The 16630-nt window shown below is 58.1% G+C and carries 14 protein-coding genes and 1 pseudogene; 11 read left to right on the forward strand and 4 right to left on the reverse strand.

Annotation, left to right across the window (positions count from 1 at the left end):
* Positions 1-39: 39 nt before the first annotated feature.
* Positions 40-2442 carry a DNA translocase FtsK gene (gene ftsK, locus ALP40_RS00285; protein ID WP_122206342.1) on the reverse strand — a complete coding sequence of 801 codons (2403 nt, stop codon included), beginning with the start codon at positions 2440-2442 and terminating at the stop codon, positions 40-42.
* A 478-nt stretch (positions 2443-2920) separates the two neighbouring features.
* On the opposite strand from ftsK, the gene aat reads away from it, so the two are divergent.
* The 3 genes from aat (at position 2921) to infA (ending at position 4687) form a co-directional block, all read left to right on the forward strand.
* A complete protein-coding gene (aat, locus tag ALP40_RS00295; RefSeq protein ID WP_122206369.1) occupies positions 2921-3610 on the forward strand; it encodes a leucyl/phenylalanyl-tRNA--protein transferase in 690 nt (229 codons plus the stop codon).
* Positions 3611-3659: 49 nt separating this feature from the next.
* Positions 3660-4367: an arginyltransferase gene (locus ALP40_RS00300; protein ID WP_122206343.1), complete on the forward strand. Its 708-nt coding sequence runs from the start codon at positions 3660-3662 to the stop codon at positions 4365-4367.
* A 101-nt stretch (positions 4368-4468) separates the two neighbouring features.
* Entirely contained in the window at positions 4469-4687 is a 219-nt protein-coding gene (gene infA / locus ALP40_RS00305; RefSeq protein ID WP_002553999.1) for a translation initiation factor IF-1, read from the forward strand.
* Positions 4688-4802: 115 nt separating this feature from the next.
* Here the strand turns inward: infA and clpA are convergent, their stop codons facing one another.
* Positions 4803-7076, reverse strand: a complete 2274-nt coding sequence (gene clpA / locus ALP40_RS00310) for an ATP-dependent Clp protease ATP-binding subunit ClpA (RefSeq protein ID WP_122206344.1) — start codon at positions 7074-7076, stop codon at positions 4803-4805.
* A 30-nt stretch (positions 7077-7106) separates the two neighbouring features.
* A complete protein-coding gene (gene clpS / locus ALP40_RS00315) occupies positions 7107-7469 on the reverse strand; it encodes an ATP-dependent Clp protease adapter ClpS (protein ID WP_004884680.1) in 363 nt (120 codons plus the stop codon).
* Positions 7470-7691: 222 nt separating this feature from the next.
* On the opposite strand from clpS, the gene cspD reads away from it, so the two are divergent.
* A complete protein-coding gene (cspD, locus tag ALP40_RS00320) occupies positions 7692-7961 on the forward strand; it encodes a cold shock domain-containing protein CspD (RefSeq protein WP_122206370.1) in 270 nt (89 codons plus the stop codon).
* A gap of 83 nt (positions 7962-8044) precedes the next feature.
* Here the strand turns inward: cspD and ALP40_RS25925 are convergent.
* Positions 8045-8250, reverse strand: a pseudogene (locus tag ALP40_RS25925) (NADP-dependent isocitrate dehydrogenase); the annotation flags it as partial.
* Positions 8251-8722: 472 nt separating this feature from the next.
* Between ALP40_RS25925 and ALP40_RS00330 the strand changes: the two are divergent.
* The 7 genes from ALP40_RS00330 (at position 8723) to ALP40_RS00360 (ending at position 16456) form a co-directional block, all read left to right on the forward strand.
* Positions 8723-10948: an NADP-dependent isocitrate dehydrogenase gene (locus ALP40_RS00330; RefSeq protein ID WP_122206345.1), complete on the forward strand. Its 2226-nt coding sequence runs from the start codon at positions 8723-8725 to the stop codon at positions 10946-10948.
* A 104-nt stretch (positions 10949-11052) separates the two neighbouring features.
* Positions 11053-11499 (forward strand): NUDIX hydrolase, encoded by a 447-nt coding sequence (locus ALP40_RS00335; protein ID WP_122206346.1) that lies wholly within the window; start codon positions 11053-11055, stop codon positions 11497-11499.
* 60 nt (positions 11500-11559) lie between these two features.
* A complete protein-coding gene (gene mnmA, locus ALP40_RS00340) occupies positions 11560-12690 on the forward strand; it encodes a tRNA 2-thiouridine(34) synthase MnmA (RefSeq protein WP_122206347.1) in 1131 nt (376 codons plus the stop codon).
* Positions 12690-13310, forward strand: a complete 621-nt coding sequence (hflD, locus tag ALP40_RS00345) for a high frequency lysogenization protein HflD (protein WP_122206348.1) — start codon at positions 12690-12692, stop codon at positions 13308-13310. The genes mnmA and hflD overlap by 1 nt, the downstream gene beginning before the upstream one ends.
* A 132-nt stretch (positions 13311-13442) precedes the next feature.
* A complete protein-coding gene (purB, locus tag ALP40_RS00350) occupies positions 13443-14813 on the forward strand; it encodes an adenylosuccinate lyase (RefSeq protein WP_122206349.1) in 1371 nt (456 codons plus the stop codon).
* 61 nt (positions 14814-14874) lie between these two features.
* Positions 14875-16041, forward strand: coding sequence for a cupin domain-containing protein (locus tag ALP40_RS00355; protein WP_122206350.1), 1167 nt, complete (start codon positions 14875-14877; stop codon positions 16039-16041).
* On the forward strand, positions 16034-16456 hold the full coding sequence (locus tag ALP40_RS00360) for a GNAT family N-acetyltransferase (RefSeq protein WP_122206351.1): 423 nt from the start codon (positions 16034-16036) through the stop codon (positions 16454-16456). The genes ALP40_RS00355 and ALP40_RS00360 overlap by 8 nt, the downstream gene beginning before the upstream one ends.
* Positions 16457-16630 lie beyond the last annotated feature (174 nt).

Genomic DNA, 16630 nt, shown 5'->3' on the forward strand with positions numbered 1-16630 from the left:
GAGCAGCGCTCACTGTCGACGCAGTCTTGAGCTTGACGATCAGTCACGCATGGGGGCTGGCGCGATCACTTCGCGTGACCCGTTGGTGTTCATGGCGGTCACGACACCGGCCATTTCCATCGCTTCAATCATGCGGGCCGCCCGGTTGTAACCAATCTTGAGCTTGCGCTGAACGGCGGAAATCGAGGCGCGACGGCTTTCCAGCACGAACTTGACGGCTTCATCGTAGAGCGCATCGCTCTCGCTGTCGTCACCACCCTCGCCACCACCGCCATCGAACCCGCTGCCCGGCTCTTCGACGCCAGCCAGAATATCGTCGTTGTAGTCCGGCGTGCCGCGCAACTTCCAGGCTTCCACCACACGGTGGACCTCTTCGTCGGAAACGAATGCACCGTGCACACGAATCGGCAGGCTGGTTCCGGGTGGCATGTAGAGCATGTCACCGTGGCCCAGCAATTGCTCCGCACCACCCTGATCGATGATGGTACGCGAATCGATCTTGCTCGATACCTGAAATGCCATACGCGTAGGGATGTTGGCCTTGATCAGGCCGGTAATGACATCGACCGACGGACGCTGGGTAGCCAGGATCAGGTGAATACCGGCCGCACGGGCTTTCTGGGCGATACGGGCGATGAGTTCCTCGACCTTCTTGCCGACGATCATCATCATGTCGGCGAACTCGTCCACCACCACCACAATGGTCGGCAGCTTGGTCAGCAGTGGCGCTTCGTCATGAATGCTTTCACGCTTGTACAGCGGATCCGCCAGCGGCTCTCCGGCGTCCTGAGCGTCCTTGACCTTCTGGTTGAAGCCCGACAGGTTACGCACGCCCATTTTTGCCATCAGTTTATAGCGACGCTCCATCTCGGCCACGCTCCAGCGCAGTGCGTTGGCAGCGTCCTTCATGTCGGTCACCACTGGGCACAGCAGGTGCGGAATGCCTTCGTAGATCGACAGTTCCAGCATCTTCGGGTCGATCATGATCAGCTTGGCGTCTTCGGGGCCGGACTTGAACAAAATCGACAGAATCATCGCGTTCACACCCACCGACTTACCGGAACCGGTCGTACCCGCCACCAGCAGGTGCGGCATCTTTGCAAGGTCGGTAATCACCGGCTTGCCGCCGATGTCATGGCCGAGCGCCAGGGTCACAGGGGACTTGGCGTTGTCGTACTCAGGCGTTGACAGCACTTCCGAGAACCGCACGATCTGGCGGTCTTCGTTAGGAATCTCGATACCCACGGTGGTCTTGCCGGGAATCACCTCGACGACGCGCACGCTCGTCACCGCCAGCGAGCGGGCCAGGTCTTTGGCCAGGTTGGAGATGCGGCTGACCTTGACGCCCGCGGCTGGCTGAATCTCGTAACGGGTAATGACCGGGCCGGGGTGAATGGAATCCACCGAAACCTCGACCCCGAACTCCTTGAGTTTGATTTCCAGCAGGTGCCCGACTGCCGCCAGGGATTCAGGCGAATAGTTGAGCTGCTTCTTTTCAGCCGGGTCGAGAATCGAGATCGGCGGCAAGGTGCCTTCGACCGCGCTGTCGACGAACAGAGGTGCCTGCTTTTCCTTCTGCACCCGCTTGCTGGGCTCGGGCGGACGCGACGGAGCGGGAGCAATAACGGCTGGCACGTGTTTCTCGCGCTCGGTCATGTGCTTGCTGAGGGACGCCTCGCGCTCGATGATGCGCTCGCGGGCCTTGGCCTGTTCGCGGCGATCGGAGGCGACCGGGGCTACGACGTCGTTGATCTGCATATCGACTTCGCGCAACTGCGCAACCATCTGCTTGCGCTCGGCTCGCGCCGTCCACCAGCGATTGGCCGCACTCTGGAACAGCTCGAACAGGTCCAGCGTGATTTTGCCGGTCACGTCCATGACTTTGAACCATGACAGGTCGGTGAACACGGTCAGGCCGAACAGGAACAAGGCAATGAACAGCAACGTGCTGCCCTGAATGTTCAGCGCTTTCTTGGCCAGATCACCCAGCACTTCGCCCAGCACGCCGCCCGCAGAACCGGGAAAGCCTGCTGCAAAATGAAAGTGGATATGCGCCAGTGCAGCACCCGCCAGCACCAGAAATACCAGACCGATAAGGCGCCATGAGAACAGCCAGCCGCTCCACTGCCACGGTTCATGGCGATGACGAAACACCTGCCACGCCTTGATGGCCAGCAGCAGCGGGAAGATATAGGCGAAATAACCCAGGACCATGAACAGGATATCTGCACAGAACGCGCCGGCACGACCGGCCGCATTCTGCACCTGCGCGGCACTGCTGGTATGGCTCCAGCCGGGATCACTCTGATCGTAGGTCAACAGTGCCATCATCAGGTAAAGGCACAGTGCACCGAAGGCAATCAGAGCGCCTTCCTTGAGCCGGTAATGCAATTGCTGCCGCCAAAGCGGAACAGCGCTGGGTGCTGGTGTGGATTTCTTCAAAACGCTTTATTTCCTGCGCTGGAGCGCGAACATCTCGTTGATTGACTATGAACAACTGTCACAGACACTAGCCAGGCCCTGATGGAAATGGGCGGTCGGCCAGCGGGAGCACCTGATCGGCAGCCGGTTGAATGATAATGCGAAAAGCCGGCATTGTACGGCTTTACCCGCCTTGAGGTCTGTACGAAAACTCGCTAAACCGGCTGGATGACCGATATTAAGCCTGCGTCAAGGCTGCCTGCCTTCAAGTATTACTGACAACGTTCAATTTGAGCATGCATTTTCTTTCGTGACAAAGGCTTATGACAGAATTCTGTCAGCAACCTGCAACAGCACTACCGCCGTCTTCATACTGCCGCACGCCCTACCGCAGCAGACAGGGACGCGCCATAATGACGACCGCTTGTGACCGCATTTGCCGCATGGAGTTGCAAATGCGCATTCAAGCGCCCTCCCCTTCCGCAAAGTCGTGATGCCCATGCTGACCTGGTTACAACGCAACAGCCTCGATTTCCCACCCCTGGACAAAGCACTTCGCGAGCCCAACGGATTGCTCGCGGCAGGCGGCGATTTGTCTGCCGACCGTCTGATTCGCGCTTACCGGCATGGCTGCTTCCCCTGGTTTCAGGACGGTCAACCGATCCTCTGGTGGTCTCCCGACCCACGTACCGTGTTGCTGCCCGAAGAGTTGCACGTCTCACGCAGCCTCGGCAAAACCTTGCGCCGGGCCAAGTACAGGGTGACGTTCGATCAGGACTTCGCGGCCGTCATACAAGCCTGTGCCGAACCGCGCAGTTATGCCAATGAAACCTGGATCACCCGCTCCATGCAGGAGGCTTACCTGGAACTGCATCGACGCGGTCACGCGCACAGCGTCGAGGTCTGGGAGGACGATGCCCTGGTGGGCGGCCTCTACGGCCTGGCGATGGGGCAGTTGTTTTTTGGCGAGTCCATGTTCAGCCGCGCAGACGACGCCTCCAAGGTAGGCTTTGCCACGCTGGTGGAGCGCTTGCAGGCCTGGGGCTTTGTGCTGATCGACTGCCAGATGCCCACCCGCCACCTGGAAAGCTTCGGCGCATGCTCGATACCGCGCCAGGCATTTGCCGATTATTTGAACCGTCATCTGGATCACCCGACTAACGCAGACTGGTTACCTAGGCGAGTTTGACAGGCTGGCATACACTCATGATTAAAGGTTTTCTGACAAGGGGGCGATCATGACCGAGCTGGCGCGGCTTAAGTTTTATGCCACTCAACCCCATACCTGCAGTTATCTGCCTGAAGAACAGGCGACTACGCTGTTTCTGGACCCCAGCCAACCGATGGATGTGCAGGTCTATGCCGACCTGTCGGACATGGGCTTTCGTCGTAGCGGCGATCACCTTTACCGCCCTCACTGCCAGAACTGCAGCGCCTGTGTGCCGGCACGGATTCCCGTGAGTCTGTTCGTGCCCGACAGGCAACAGAAGCGAATTGTGAAACGCAATGCCGATATCAACGTACGCAGCGTCAAGCCGACATTTACACAAGAGTATTTCGAGCTCTATCAACGCTACATCGAACAACGGCATGCCGACGGCGACATGTTCCCGCCCAGCCGCGATCAATTTTCAACGTTCCTGGTACGCGACCTGCCGTTCTCACGCTTTTATGAGTTCAGAGTCGATGGGCGCCTTCTGGCGGTCGCCGTCACCGACCTGCTGCCCAACGGACTGTCTGCGGTCTATACCTTCTACGAACCGGAAGAGGAGCGCCGCAGCCTGGGGCGTTACGCGATTCTGTGGCAGATCGCCGAAGCCACTCGACTTCAACTCCATGCGGTGTATCTGGGGTACTGGATAAAGAACTGCAAAAAGATGAATTACAAGACCCAATATCGTCCGATTGAGCTTCTTACCAATCAAAGATGGGTCACTCTGTATTGAACCCCTTGGCTTAAACAGGTTTTTTCGGGCACAATGCACGCCGCTTTTGCCTGGCGCCACTTGCACCGGGCCACTCATTTGTATACCGAGGGCTTTACTGCATGTCGAAAGAAGACAGCTTCGAAATGGAAGGCACTGTCGTCGACACCCTGCCCAACACCATGTTTCGTGTGGAGTTGGAAAACGGGCACGTCGTAACCGCGCATATCTCCGGCAAGATGCGCAAGAATTACATCCGTATTCTGACCGGTGACAAGGTGCGTGTAGAGTTGACGCCCTATGACTTGAGCAAAGGGCGCATCACCTACCGCGCTCGCTGATCAGGCATAAACGAAAACGCCCGGCATATGCCGGGCGTTTTTGTTTCTATCGATCACAGACAGCTCAAGCATGTTCAGGGCAACGTCCGTTTCCGGACGCCGCCCCACTACTCCATCACGCCATTTCGGCTGTGGTTTCATAGTCGAACGTGATCTCGCCATCCTTGATGTCGATGTGAACCACACCGCCATGCTCAGACAATTCACCGAACAGGATCTCTTCGGCCAATGGCCGCTTGATCTTGTCCTGAATCAGGCGAGCCATCGGCCGAGCGCCCATCGCTGCATCGTAACCACCCTGCGCCAGCCAGCTTCTGGCCGCGTCGGAGACTTCGAGCAGAACACGCTTGTCTTCCAGTTGCGCCTGAAGCTCGGTAAGGAACTTGTCGACCACACTCTTGATGACTTCGTGGCTGAGACGGCCAAACTGGATGATCGTGTCCAGACGGTTGCGGAACTCCGGCGTGAAACTCTTCTTGATCACCTCCATCGCATCGGAAGAGTGATCCTGATGCGTGAACCCGATCGAAGCCCTTGCAGCGGATTCGGCACCGGCGTTGGTGGTCATGATCACAATCACGTTGCGGAAGTCAGCCTTGCGCCCGTTGTTGTCGGTCAGCGTACCGTGGTCCATTACCTGCAGCAGCAGATTGAAGACTTCCGGGTGCGCCTTCTCGATTTCGTCGAGCAGCAACACGCAATGAGGCTGGCGTGTAATGGCCTCGGTCAGCAAGCCGCCCTGATCGAACCCGACGTAGCCTGGCGGTGCGCCGATGAGACGTGAAACGGTATGCCGCTCCATGTACTCGGACATGTCGAAGCGAATCAGCTCGACACCCAGCGCCTTGGCCAATTGACGAGCCGCTTCGGTTTTGCCAACACCGGTCGGACCTGCGAACAGGAACGAACCGACAGGCTTGTCCGGCGACTTGAGGCCAGCCCGGGACAGCTTGATCGCGGTGGACAGCGAATCAATCGCTGCATCCTGACCAAACACCGTGAGCTTGAGGTCGCGCTCCAGATTACGCAGCAACTCCTTATCGGAACTGTTGACGTGTTTTGGGGGAATACGCGCGATCTTGGCGACAATGTCTTCGACTTGCGGCACATCGATGCGCTTGACACGCTGCTCGACCGGCTGCAGGCGCTGATAGGCACCCGCCTCGTCGATCACATCGATCGCCTTGTCAGGCATGTGACGGTCATTGATGTAACGCGATGCAAGCTCGGCTGCGGCGCGCAACGCCTCGTCGCTGTATTCGATACTGTGGTGTTGCTCGAAACGGCCCTTGAGCCCTCTCAGAATGCCAATGGTGTCTTCGACCGAAGGCTCGGACACGTCGACTTTCTGGAAGCGACGCGCCAACGCACGGTCCTTCTCGAAGATCCCGCGAAATTCCTGGAAGGTGGTCGAACCGATGCAACGGATATCGCCCGAAGACAGCAGCGGCTTGAGCAGATTCGAGGCGTCCATGACCCCGCCGGAGGCGGCGCCCGCACCGATAATGGTGTGGATCTCGTCGATGAACAGAATCGCATGAGGGCGCTTGCGCAGTTCGTTGAGCAGCGCCTTGAAGCGCTTCTCGAAATCGCCCCGGTACTTGGTTCCTGCAAGCAGTGCGCCCAGGTCCAGGGAGTAGACAACGCTGTTCGCCAGCAGATCAGGGACCTGATTGTCGACGATACGCTTGGCCAGACCCTCGGCGATTGCTGTCTTGCCGACGCCCGCCTCACCGACCAGTAACGGGTTGTTTTTGCGACGACGCGCCAGAATCTGCGCGACACGCTCGACTTCGCTTTCACGGCCGACCAATGGATCGATGCGCCCCTGACGCGCCAATTCATTCAGATTGCTGGCATAGGCATCCAGAGGATTGCCAGAGGAAGATGCTTCACCACCCTCGTCGTCCTGCATATCTTGCTCACCTTCAGAAGAGTGTTCGCCATGCCCTGGTACTTTCGAGATACCGTGGGCGATGTAATTGACGACATCGATCCGGGCAACGCTCTGCTGCTTGAGCAGAAACACAGCCTGGCTTTCCTGCTCACTGAAAATCGCAACCAGCACATTGGCACCGGTCACTTCACGCTTGCCGGAGCTCTGTACATGGAAGACTGCGCGTTGCAGCACGCGCTGAAACCCCAGCGTGGGCTGAGTCTCGCGATCCTCGTCATGAACGGGGATCAGTGGTGTGGTGGAGTCGATAAACTCCTGCAGATCATGCTTGAGCTTATCGAGGTTTGCGCCGCAGGCACGCAAGACAGTGGCTGCAGCCTCATTATCCAATAGAGCCAGCAAGAGGTGCTCGACCGTCATGAACTCATGACGCTTCGAACGAGCCTCCTTGAAGGCAAGATTGAGGGTGACTTCGAGCTCACGGTTTAACATAGCTTCACCTCATACCCAAGTGGTCGGCGTTTAACCGTCCTTCTCGATCTCACAGAGTAGTGGATGCTGGCTCTCCCTGGCGTATTGATTGACCTGCATTGCCTTGGTCTCGGCGATGTCGCGGGTAAACAATCCGCAGACTGCCCGTCCCTCTGTATGGACGGCCAGCATGACCTTGGTAGCCAGCTCACGATTCAGGTTAAAAAACACCTCGAGCACTTCAACGACGAAATCCATCGGGGTGTAGTCATCGTTAAATAAAACCACCTTGTACATCGGTGGCGCCTGCAGGGTCGGCTTGGCGTCCTGCACTGCGATGCCAGCCGAGTCGTCCTCGTGTGATTGCGGACCATCCTGATTGAATGTTAGTCGAATCTTGCTGAATGCATGCATGGAAAGAAACGTTCATGGTAAAGGGCGGATTGAGCCTAAGTCGCGATCTGACCAGTTTTTAAATGGACTGCCGCATGACCTTGACTATCAGCTAAACGGTGTTACAAACAATAGAGCCCACATTGGGTAAAAAGGGTCCGCGCAGTCAATCAAAATTTTTTAGGTTAGGCGGATTGAGGTGGATGATACTCCAGACGGAGTCCTTTGCAGAGGGATATGGCTATGCTTAGTGGTAAAGTCAAGTGGTTCAATAATGCAAAAGGCTATGGATTTATCCTTGCCGACGGCAGGGATGAAGATCTATTCGCCCATTATTCGGCTATTAACATGGATGGTTACAAAACTCTCAAAGCAGGCCAGCCGGTCAGCTTTGAGATTATCCAGGGTCCGAAAGGTCTGCATGCAGTGAACATAACCACAGTCATGGCGAGTGTCAGTGCCGCGACTGAGGGTTCGAATGCGACCCCGAAAGCTTCAAATGTGCCAGCCTAAGGCGAACCACCACAAACGCCAGCCATAGGATACGGCCGGTTCGGGCACGCCTGAACCGACCGTTCTGGATAGCTGGACAGGGTTTACACATGCGCAATCAGCGCATCGCCGACTGCTGAAGAGGACAGCAACCTTGCTCCCTCTATATCAAATGCTGAAAGTCATAGGTCACCGTTTTAGCGGAGATTGCGCCGTTGGTGCCCTTGATGATCAAGTCAGCTGATTCGACCTGCCCCCTCTGAAGCAACATCATCTCAGCCGACAGGATCGACGATCCCGGATTGGCCCGACCTTTCCAAACACAGCCAGCGCACCGGACACAGCCATACATACAGATTTGACCTCTGCGCAAGACGTCGTTCAGCGAGCCTATGCCTCCCACCACTGACGCCCGTAACCGGAGCAGATGACAGACGCTCCAGCAAATGCCTGAAAACATTGACCCAAAGCGATTTCGTTCGACCAACGGCGAATATTCATTATTCGATAGCACGCATAGCATTAATGCTTGGCGCCAAGGGTTTGATATACTGCGCGCCGTGACCGCAGAGTCATTAAGGCAGACCCGTCTGAAACAGACCTCTCAGCCTTCCGAATGCGCCGGACTGAAGCTCGGCCCGGCAGCTTGACGCTCGACTGATGCACCCAACATCACCGCGAATAAACCTCGACCCAGGCTCATGACTGAACTGTGAGCAGAGTGCATACCCTGCGCGTATCGAGATTTTGTGCATGCTCAGCAAAACAGAGAGTTAATACGAATGTCCAACCGCTCGAAGATCATCTACACCTTCACCGACGAAGCTCCGGCCCTCGCCACCTACTCGCTGCTGCCCATTATCGAAGCGTTCACCGCCTCCTCCGATATCGACGTGGAAACGCGTGATATCTCCCTGGCAGGCCGTGTTCTTTCCAGCTTCCCGGAGTCGCTTGGCGCCGATCAACAAGTGCCGGATCATCTCGCCGAGCTGGGCAAACTGGCCACTACGCCAGAAGCCAACATCATCAAACTGCCGAACATCAGTGCTTCGGTCCCGCAATTGAAAGCGACCATCAAGGAGCTTCAGGAGCAGGGTTTCAAGATCCCCGACTACCCTGAAGCGCCGGCAACCGACGCCGAAAAAGAAACCCGTGCACGCTATGACAAGGTCAAGGGCAGCGCCGTGAACCCGGTTCTGCGCGAAGGCAACTCTGACCGCCGCGCGCCGCTGTCGGTCAAGAACTACGCCCGCAAGCACCCCCACAAGATGGGTACCTGGTCGGCCGACTCTAAAGCCCACGTTGCCCACATGAGCAACGGTGACTTCTACGGCAGCGAGAAAGCTGCCCAGATCGAAGCCGACAACACCGTCAAAATCGAACTGGTCGCTCAAGACGGCACCACCACCGTCCTGAAGGAAAAAACCGCCGTCAAGGCGGGTGAAATCGTCGATTGCTCGGTCATGAGCGCAAAAGCGTTGCGCAGCTTCATTGCTGCCGAGATCGAAGATGCCAAGAAGCAAGGCGTCCTGTTCTCCGTGCACTTGAAAGCCACCATGATGAAGATCTCCGATCCGATCATGTTCGGCCTGATCGTCGATGAGTTCTATAAAGACGCGCTGACCAAGCACGCCGAAACACTGAAACAGATCGGCTTCAACCTGAACAACGGTATCGGCGACCTGTACGACCGTATCAGCGCCCTGCCTGCCGACAAGCAGGCCGAAATCAAGGCTGACATCGAGGCCGTCTACGCCGTGCGCCCGCAACTGGCGATGGTCAACTCTGACAAGGGCATCACCAACCTGCACGTGCCAAGCGACGTGATCGTCGACGCCTCCATGCCTGCCATGATCCGTGACTCCGGCAAGATGTGGGGCACCGATGGCCAGCTGCACGACGCCAAGGCCGTGATTCCGGACCGCTGCTACGCCACCATCTATCAGGCAGTAATCGAAGACTGCAAGAAGAATGGTGCCTTCGATCCGACCACAATGGGCAGCGTGCCCAACGTCGGCCTGATGGCTCAGAAAGCCGAAGAATACGGCTCTCACGACAAGACCTTCCAGATCAAGAGCGACGGCGTAGTCCGCGTGACCGACAGCCAGGGCAACCTGCTGATGGAGCAGAAAGTCGAGACGGGCGATATCTGGCGCATGTGCCAGGCCAAAGACGCGCCGATCCAGGACTGGGTCAAACTGGCCGTCAACCGTGCACGGGCCAGCGATACCCCGGCCATTTTCTGGCTGGACGCTTCCCGTGCGCACGACAGCGTGATGATCGAGAAAGTGCGTCAGTACCTGCGCGATCACGACACCACCGGTCTGGACATCCAGATTCTGTCGCCGGTCGACGCCATGAAGCTGACCCTGGAGCGCACTCGCGCTGGCAAGGACACCATTTCGGTGACCGGTAACGTATTGCGCGACTACCTGACCGACCTGTTCCCGATCATGGAACTGGGCACCAGCGCCAAGATGCTGTCGATCGTTCCGCTGATGAATGGTGGCGGCCTGTTCGAAACCGGCGCTGGCGGTTCGGCACCGAAGCACGTTCAGCAGTTCGTGGAAGAAAACTTCCTGCGCTGGGATTCGCTGGGCGAGTTCCTCGCACTGGCGGCCTCCCTTGAGCACCTGGGCAATGCCTACAACAACCCGAAAGCGCTTGTTCTGTCCAAGACCCTCGACCAGGCCACTGGCGAGTTCCTGGACCGCAACAAGTCGCCTTCGCGCAAAGTCGGCGGCATCGACAACCGCGGCAGCCACTTCTACCTGACCCTGTTCTGGGCACAGGCACTGGCGGCACAGAACGACGACGCAGCCCTGAAGGCGCAGTTCGCGCCTCTGGCGAAGACCCTGACCGACAACGAAGAAAAAATCGTCGCCGAACTGGGTGCCGTTCAAGGCAAGCCGGTTGAAATTGGCGGCTACTACTACGCCAACGCCGAGAAGACCAGCAAAGCCATGCGCCCGAGCGCAACCTTGAACGCAGCCATCGCCGCGTTGTAAGAGGCAAATGGGCAGCGCCTCATGGCGCTACCCTGTAAAAGCCCCGGCCACGCGTCGGGGCTTTTTGCTTTCAGTGATAGACCACTTCCCTTCAAGGAGCCTTTATGGACTGGCAAGCTCACGTGACAGTCGCCACCATCGTCGAGGATCAGGGACGCTTCCTGTTCGTCGAAGAACTCAAGGGCGGACGCAAGGTGCTCAACCAGCCCGCCGGACATCTGGACCCCAATGAAAGCCTGCAGCGTGCGGCCATTCGCGAAACACTCGAAGAAACCGGGTGGGACGTCGAGCTGACCAGTGTGACAGGGATCTACCTGTACACCGCACCCAGCAATGGCGTGACGTATCAGCGCATCTGTTTCGCCGCCAAGAGATTGCGCCACCATCCCGACTACGCGCTCGACGAAGGCATCGTAGGCCCGGTATGGCTGACACGAGAGCAATTACTGGCCGAACAGGACCGCTGGCGCAGCGAACTGGTGTTGCGTTGCCTCGACGATTATTTGAACGCCGAACATTTCAGTCTCGACCTGCTGCGCGACAAGGCGTGAGACTCGACGCCCTCAGCCTGATAGAATCGCGTCCTTTTCAAGGCCACCCATTGAATCCCCATGCGTGATCCAGCCCCCTCGAACTCAGAAATGAAGCGCGTCATCGTCGGCATGTCCGGTGGCGTGGACTCTTCCGTTTCCGCCGTCCTGCTCATGGAGCAGGGTTATCAGGTGGAAGGCTTGTTCATGAAGAACTGGGAAGAAGACGACGGAACGGAATATTGCACCGCCCGCGAAGACCTGGCGGACGCCCAGGCCGTGTGCGACAAGATCGGCATCAAATTGCACACAGCCAACTTTGCGGCCGAGTACTGGGACAATGTGTTCGAACATTTCCTGGAAGAATACAAAGCCGGGCGCACCCCGAACCCGGACATCCTCTGCAACCGCGAAATCAAGTTCAAGGCGTTTCTCGACTACGCCCTGATGCTGGGTGCCGACCTGATCGCCACCGGCCACTACGTACGTCGCCGCGACATCGAGGGGCGCACGGAACTGCTCAAAGGACTGGACCCGAACAAGGACCAGAGCTATTTCCTGCATGCCGTGGGCGGCGAGCAGATCGCCAGAACGCTGTTCCCGGTCGGTGAGCTGGAAAAGCCTGAAGTGCGCGCCATCGCTGAGAAGCATGGCCTGGCGACAGCCAAGAAAAAGGATTCCACGGGGATCTGTTTCATTGGTGAGCGGCGCTTCACTGACTTTCTGCGTCAGTACCTCCCCGCCCAACCCGGCGAAATCAAAACGACCGAAGGTGAAGTCATCGGTCGCCACAGCGGCCTGATGTACCACACCATCGGTCAGCGCCAGGGCCTGGGCATCGGCGGCCTCAAAGACGCAAGCGATGATCCCTGGTATGTATTGGTCAAAGACCTGGAACACAACGAACTGATCGTCGGCCAAGGCAACGATCATCCGTGGCTGTTCTCCCGGGCACTGGTTTCTTCAGAGATCTACTGGGTCAACCCCATCGACCTCAGCGGCCCGCGCAAACTGACCGCCAAGGTTCGTTATCGTCAGGGTGACCAGCATTGCACGCTGGAAAAGACCGCCGACGGCTACCGCGCCATTTTCGATGAACCGCAGCGCGCAGTCACACCCGGTCAGTCCGTGGTGTTTTACGATGGCGAAATCTGCCTGGGCGGCGGCGTGATAGAAGTGGCCGAACCCTGGACCAGCAAGGACAAGCGTTGATGACCCCGATTCAGGAACAATTGATCGCCCTGGGTGGCGTATTCCAGGCGGCCGTACTGGTCGACAGGATTGCCAAGACCGGCCAGGTCAGCGAAGCAGCAATGAGCTGCATGATCGGCAGCCTGCTGATCGTTGACCCCAAGGACACCCTGGAGGTGTACGGCGGCGATGATCTGAACCTGCACGAGGGCTATCGCGCTATGGCCAGTGCTCTGGAGCGCGATCCTGCAACGCTGCAACGCGAACCACTGCGCTATGCCCTGTCGATGCTCGGTCTGGAGCGACAACTGGCCAAACGTGACGACATGCTGGAAGTGATCGGCAAACGCATTCCGGTGATTCAGTCTCAGGCCGAACATTTTGGCGTGCCGCACGAGAATGTCATTGCCGCGACCGGCGCGCTGTATCAGGACACGTTGAGCACGTTGCGCCAGCGCATTCAGGTCCACGGCGACATGCGCAACCTGCAGCAACCTAACAACGCCTCGAAAATCCGCGCACTGCTATTGGCCGGCATACGCTCGGCGCGGCTGTGGCGGCAAGTTGGCGGTCACCGCTGGCAACTGGTCTTCAATCGGCGCAAGCTATTGAAAGAACTCTATCCATTGCTGCACGGCTGATCCGTTGCGCAGCAATGACCCTCACCACCACAGGCACGGTGTGATCTACGCTGGTCAGTGCGCCTCGGTCGGACTGATTTTTCGTGTATGATACGCGCCCCTTTTCGTTGCCCGACTGTCCGAGAGCACCCCATGCAGCTTTCTTCGCTCACCGCGGTTTCCCCTGTTGATGGCCGCTACGCCGGCAAAACCCAGGCCTTGCGCCCTATTTTCAGCGAATACGGCCTGATCCGTTTTCGCGTGATGGTTGAGGTCCGCTGGCTCCAGCGACTGGCGGCCCATCCACAGATCACTGAGGTGCCGGCATTTTCCGCACAGGCCAACGCCATCCTCGACACCCTGGCCGAAGACTTCTCCTTAGAGCACGCCGAGCGCGTCAAAGAGATCGAGCGCACCACCAACCACGACGTCAAAGCCGTGGAGTACCTGCTCAAGGAACAGGCTGCCAAGCTCCCCGAACTGGAAAAGGTCAGTGAGTTCATCCATTTCGCCTGCACCAGCGAGGACATCAACAACCTGTCCCATGCCCTGATGCTGCGCGAAGGTCGCGACACGGTGATGTTGCCGCTGATGCGCCAGATCGCCGATTCCATCCGTGAACTGGCCATTCGCTTCGCCGACGTGCCCATGCTGTCGCGTACCCACGGCCAGCCAGCCTCCCCGACCACTCTGGGCAAGGAACTGGCCAACGTTGTTTACCGACTGGAACGTCAGATCATTCAGATCGCGGCCGTACCGCTGCTGGGCAAGATCAACGGCGCCGTCGGCAACTACAACGCTCACCTGTCCGCCTATGCCGACGTCGACTGGGAAGCCAACGCTCGCGCTTTCATCGAGGACGAGCTGGGCCTGGGCTTCAACCCCTATACCACCCAGATCGAGCCGCACGACTACATCGCCGAGCTGTTCGACGCCGTTGCGCGCTTCAACACCATTCTGATCGACTTTGACCGCGACATCTGGGGCTACATCTCCCTGGGTTATTTCAAGCAGCGCACCATCGCGGGCGAGATTGGTTCGTCGACCATGCCGCACAAGGTCAACCCGATCGACTTCGAAAACTCCGAAGGCAATCTGGGCATCGCCAACGCCCTGTTCCAGCACCTGGCCAGCAAACTGCCAATCTCCCGCTGGCAGCGCGACCTGACCGACTCCACTGTACTGCGCAACCTGGGCGTTGGTTTTGCCCACAGCGTCATCGCGTACGAAGCCAGCCTCAAAGGCATCGGCAAACTGGAGCTGAACGAACAACGTATCGCGGCCGATCTGGACGCCTGCTGGGAAGTACTGGCGGAGCCCATCCAGACCGTCATGCGTCGCTACAACATCGAAAATCCATACGAAAAGCTGAAAGAACTGACACGCGGCAAAGGCATCAGCCCCGAAGCGTTGCAGACTTTCATCGACGGTCTGGACATGCCTGCCGAAGCGAAGGCCGATCTGAAAACGCTTACCCCCGCCAACTACGTCGGCAATGCGGCAGCTCAAGCCAAGCGCATCTGACACGCAAGACAATTTGCACACGCCCGGCTGTGCCGGGCGTTTTCATTTCAAGGGCTTACACATGAATCCTGATATTCCTCTTCAACTTCTGGGCGGCATCAGCGCACGCGTTTTCCTGCGTGACTACTGGCAGAAAAAGCCACTGCTGATCCGTCAGGCTTTGCCAGACTTCCAGAGCCCGATCGACGCAGACGAGCTGGCTGGCCTGGCCCTTGAAGAAGAGGTCGAGTCGAGACTGGTCATCGAAAACGGCGAGCGCCCCTGGGAGCTGCGTCGCGGCCCGTTCGCCGAAGACGAATTCAGCAAGCTGCCCGAGCGTGAGTGGACCCTACTGGTCCAGGCGGTCGATCAGTTCGTGCCGGAAGTGGGAGAACTGCTGGAAAATTTCCGCTTTCTGCCAAGCTGGCGCATCGACGATGTGATGATCAGCTATGCCGCTCCGGGCGGAAGCGTTGGCCCGCACTTCGACAACTATGACGTGTTCCTGCTGCAGGGCCACGGCAAGCGCCACTGGCAGATCGGCCAGATGTGCGACGCCGATACAGCGCTGCTGGAACACGCGGACCTGCGCATCCTTGCCGATTTCGAGGCGACTGAAGAATGGACCCTGGAGCCGGGCGACATGCTTTACCTGCCGCCTCGCCTTGCCCATTGCGGCGTGGCCGTGGATGACTGCCTGACTTACTCGGTGGGTTTCCGCGCACCGAGCGCAGCCGAGGTGTTGACCCACTTCACCGATTTCCTCAGCCAGTTCATCACTGACGAAGAGCGCTACACCGACGCCGACGCGCAGCCGGTCAGCGATCCACACCAGATCCAGCGCGACGCACTCGACCGCCTCAAGGCCCTGCTTGCTGAGCACATGGGCGATGAACGCCTGCTGCTGACCTGGTTCGGCCAGTTCATGACCGAGCCACGCTACCCGGAACTGGTGACCGGCCCGGAACTGGCTGAAGAAGAATTGCTCGACAGCCTGGGACAGGGCGCGGTGCTGATTCGCAACCCGAGCGCACGTCTTGCCTGGTCGGAAGTGGATGATGATCTGCTACTGTTTGCCAGTGGCCAAAGCCGCCTGCTGCCCGGCAGTCTGCGCGATCTGCTGAAACTGATCTGCGCCGCCGATGCACTGCACAGTGAAAACCTCGGCCAATGGTTGGCCGATGATGAGGGACGCAATTTGCTTTGCGAACTCGTAAAACAAGGAAGCCTGGGATTTGCCGATGAATAAAACCACCGTATCCGTTGCAGACTGGCAGAAGAACAACGCCGATATCCGGCGTATTCGGGACGCCGTCTTCATTGCCGAACAATCGGTACCGCCTGAACTGGAATGGGATTCGGAGGACATGGATGCCGTCCACTTCCTGGCTTATGAAGGCGACTACCCAATCGGCACTGCCCGCCTGCTTCTGGATGGTGAAATTGGTCGTCTGTCGGTCCTCAAAGACTGGCGCGGCATGAAGGTCGGGGAGGCATTGCTGACGATGATCATCGCCGAGGCCGAGAAACGCGGCCTGAAAAAGCAGAAACTCAGCGCTCAGGTTCAGGCCATCGCGTTTTATGAGCGTTTTGGCTTTACCGTAGTAAGCGAGGAGTTCCTTGAGGCCGGATTGCCCCATGTGGACATGATTCGCCAAGTCTGAAATAACGCTATGTAGGGGCCTTTAAAGGCACTACATAAACATGACGCCCCGTCATTACGCTCCGCATGACTATGCTTGAGTACAAATGTCGGGGCGTTTTGCTACCTGGCCGTTCAGCTTGTCCGCCACAGGCCGACAACATGGCAAACTCGTGTTTCACGCACTTCTGTTTCA

It is taken from the genome of Pseudomonas viridiflava (assembly GCF_003702045.1).
Classification (GTDB): Bacteria; Pseudomonadota; Gammaproteobacteria; order Pseudomonadales; family Pseudomonadaceae; genus Aquipseudomonas; species Aquipseudomonas viridiflava_C.

Excerpts from the sequence above, each read along its gene's own strand:
- aat (WP_122206369.1), top strand. The coding sequence starts at position 2,921 with ATGCTGACCTGGTTACAACGCAACAGCCTCGATTTCCCACCCCTGGAC.
- ALP40_RS00355 (WP_122206350.1), top strand. The coding sequence starts at position 14,875 with ATGAATCCTGATATTCCTCTTCAACTTCTGGGCGGCATCAGCGCACGC.
- purB (WP_122206349.1), top strand. The coding sequence starts at position 13,443 with ATGCAGCTTTCTTCGCTCACCGCGGTTTCCCCTGTTGATGGCCGCTAC.
- mnmA (WP_122206347.1), top strand. The coding sequence starts at position 11,560 with ATGCGTGATCCAGCCCCCTCGAACTCAGAAATGAAGCGCGTCATCGTC.
- cspD (WP_122206370.1), top strand. The coding sequence starts at position 7,692 with ATGCTTAGTGGTAAAGTCAAGTGGTTCAATAATGCAAAAGGCTATGGA.
- ALP40_RS00330 (WP_122206345.1), top strand. The coding sequence starts at position 8,723 with ATGTCCAACCGCTCGAAGATCATCTACACCTTCACCGACGAAGCTCCG.
- infA (WP_002553999.1), top strand. The coding sequence starts at position 4,469 with ATGTCGAAAGAAGACAGCTTCGAAATGGAAGGCACTGTCGTCGACACC.
- ALP40_RS00360 (WP_122206351.1), top strand. The coding sequence starts at position 16,034 with ATGAATAAAACCACCGTATCCGTTGCAGACTGGCAGAAGAACAACGCC.
- clpS (WP_004884680.1), bottom strand. The coding sequence starts at position 7,469 with ATGCATGCATTCAGCAAGATTCGACTAACATTCAATCAGGATGGTCCG.
- ALP40_RS00335 (WP_122206346.1), top strand. The coding sequence starts at position 11,053 with ATGGACTGGCAAGCTCACGTGACAGTCGCCACCATCGTCGAGGATCAG.
- clpA (WP_122206344.1), bottom strand. The coding sequence starts at position 7,076 with ATGTTAAACCGTGAGCTCGAAGTCACCCTCAATCTTGCCTTCAAGGAG.
- hflD (WP_122206348.1), top strand. The coding sequence starts at position 12,690 with ATGACCCCGATTCAGGAACAATTGATCGCCCTGGGTGGCGTATTCCAG.
- ALP40_RS00300 (WP_122206343.1), top strand. The coding sequence starts at position 3,660 with ATGACCGAGCTGGCGCGGCTTAAGTTTTATGCCACTCAACCCCATACC.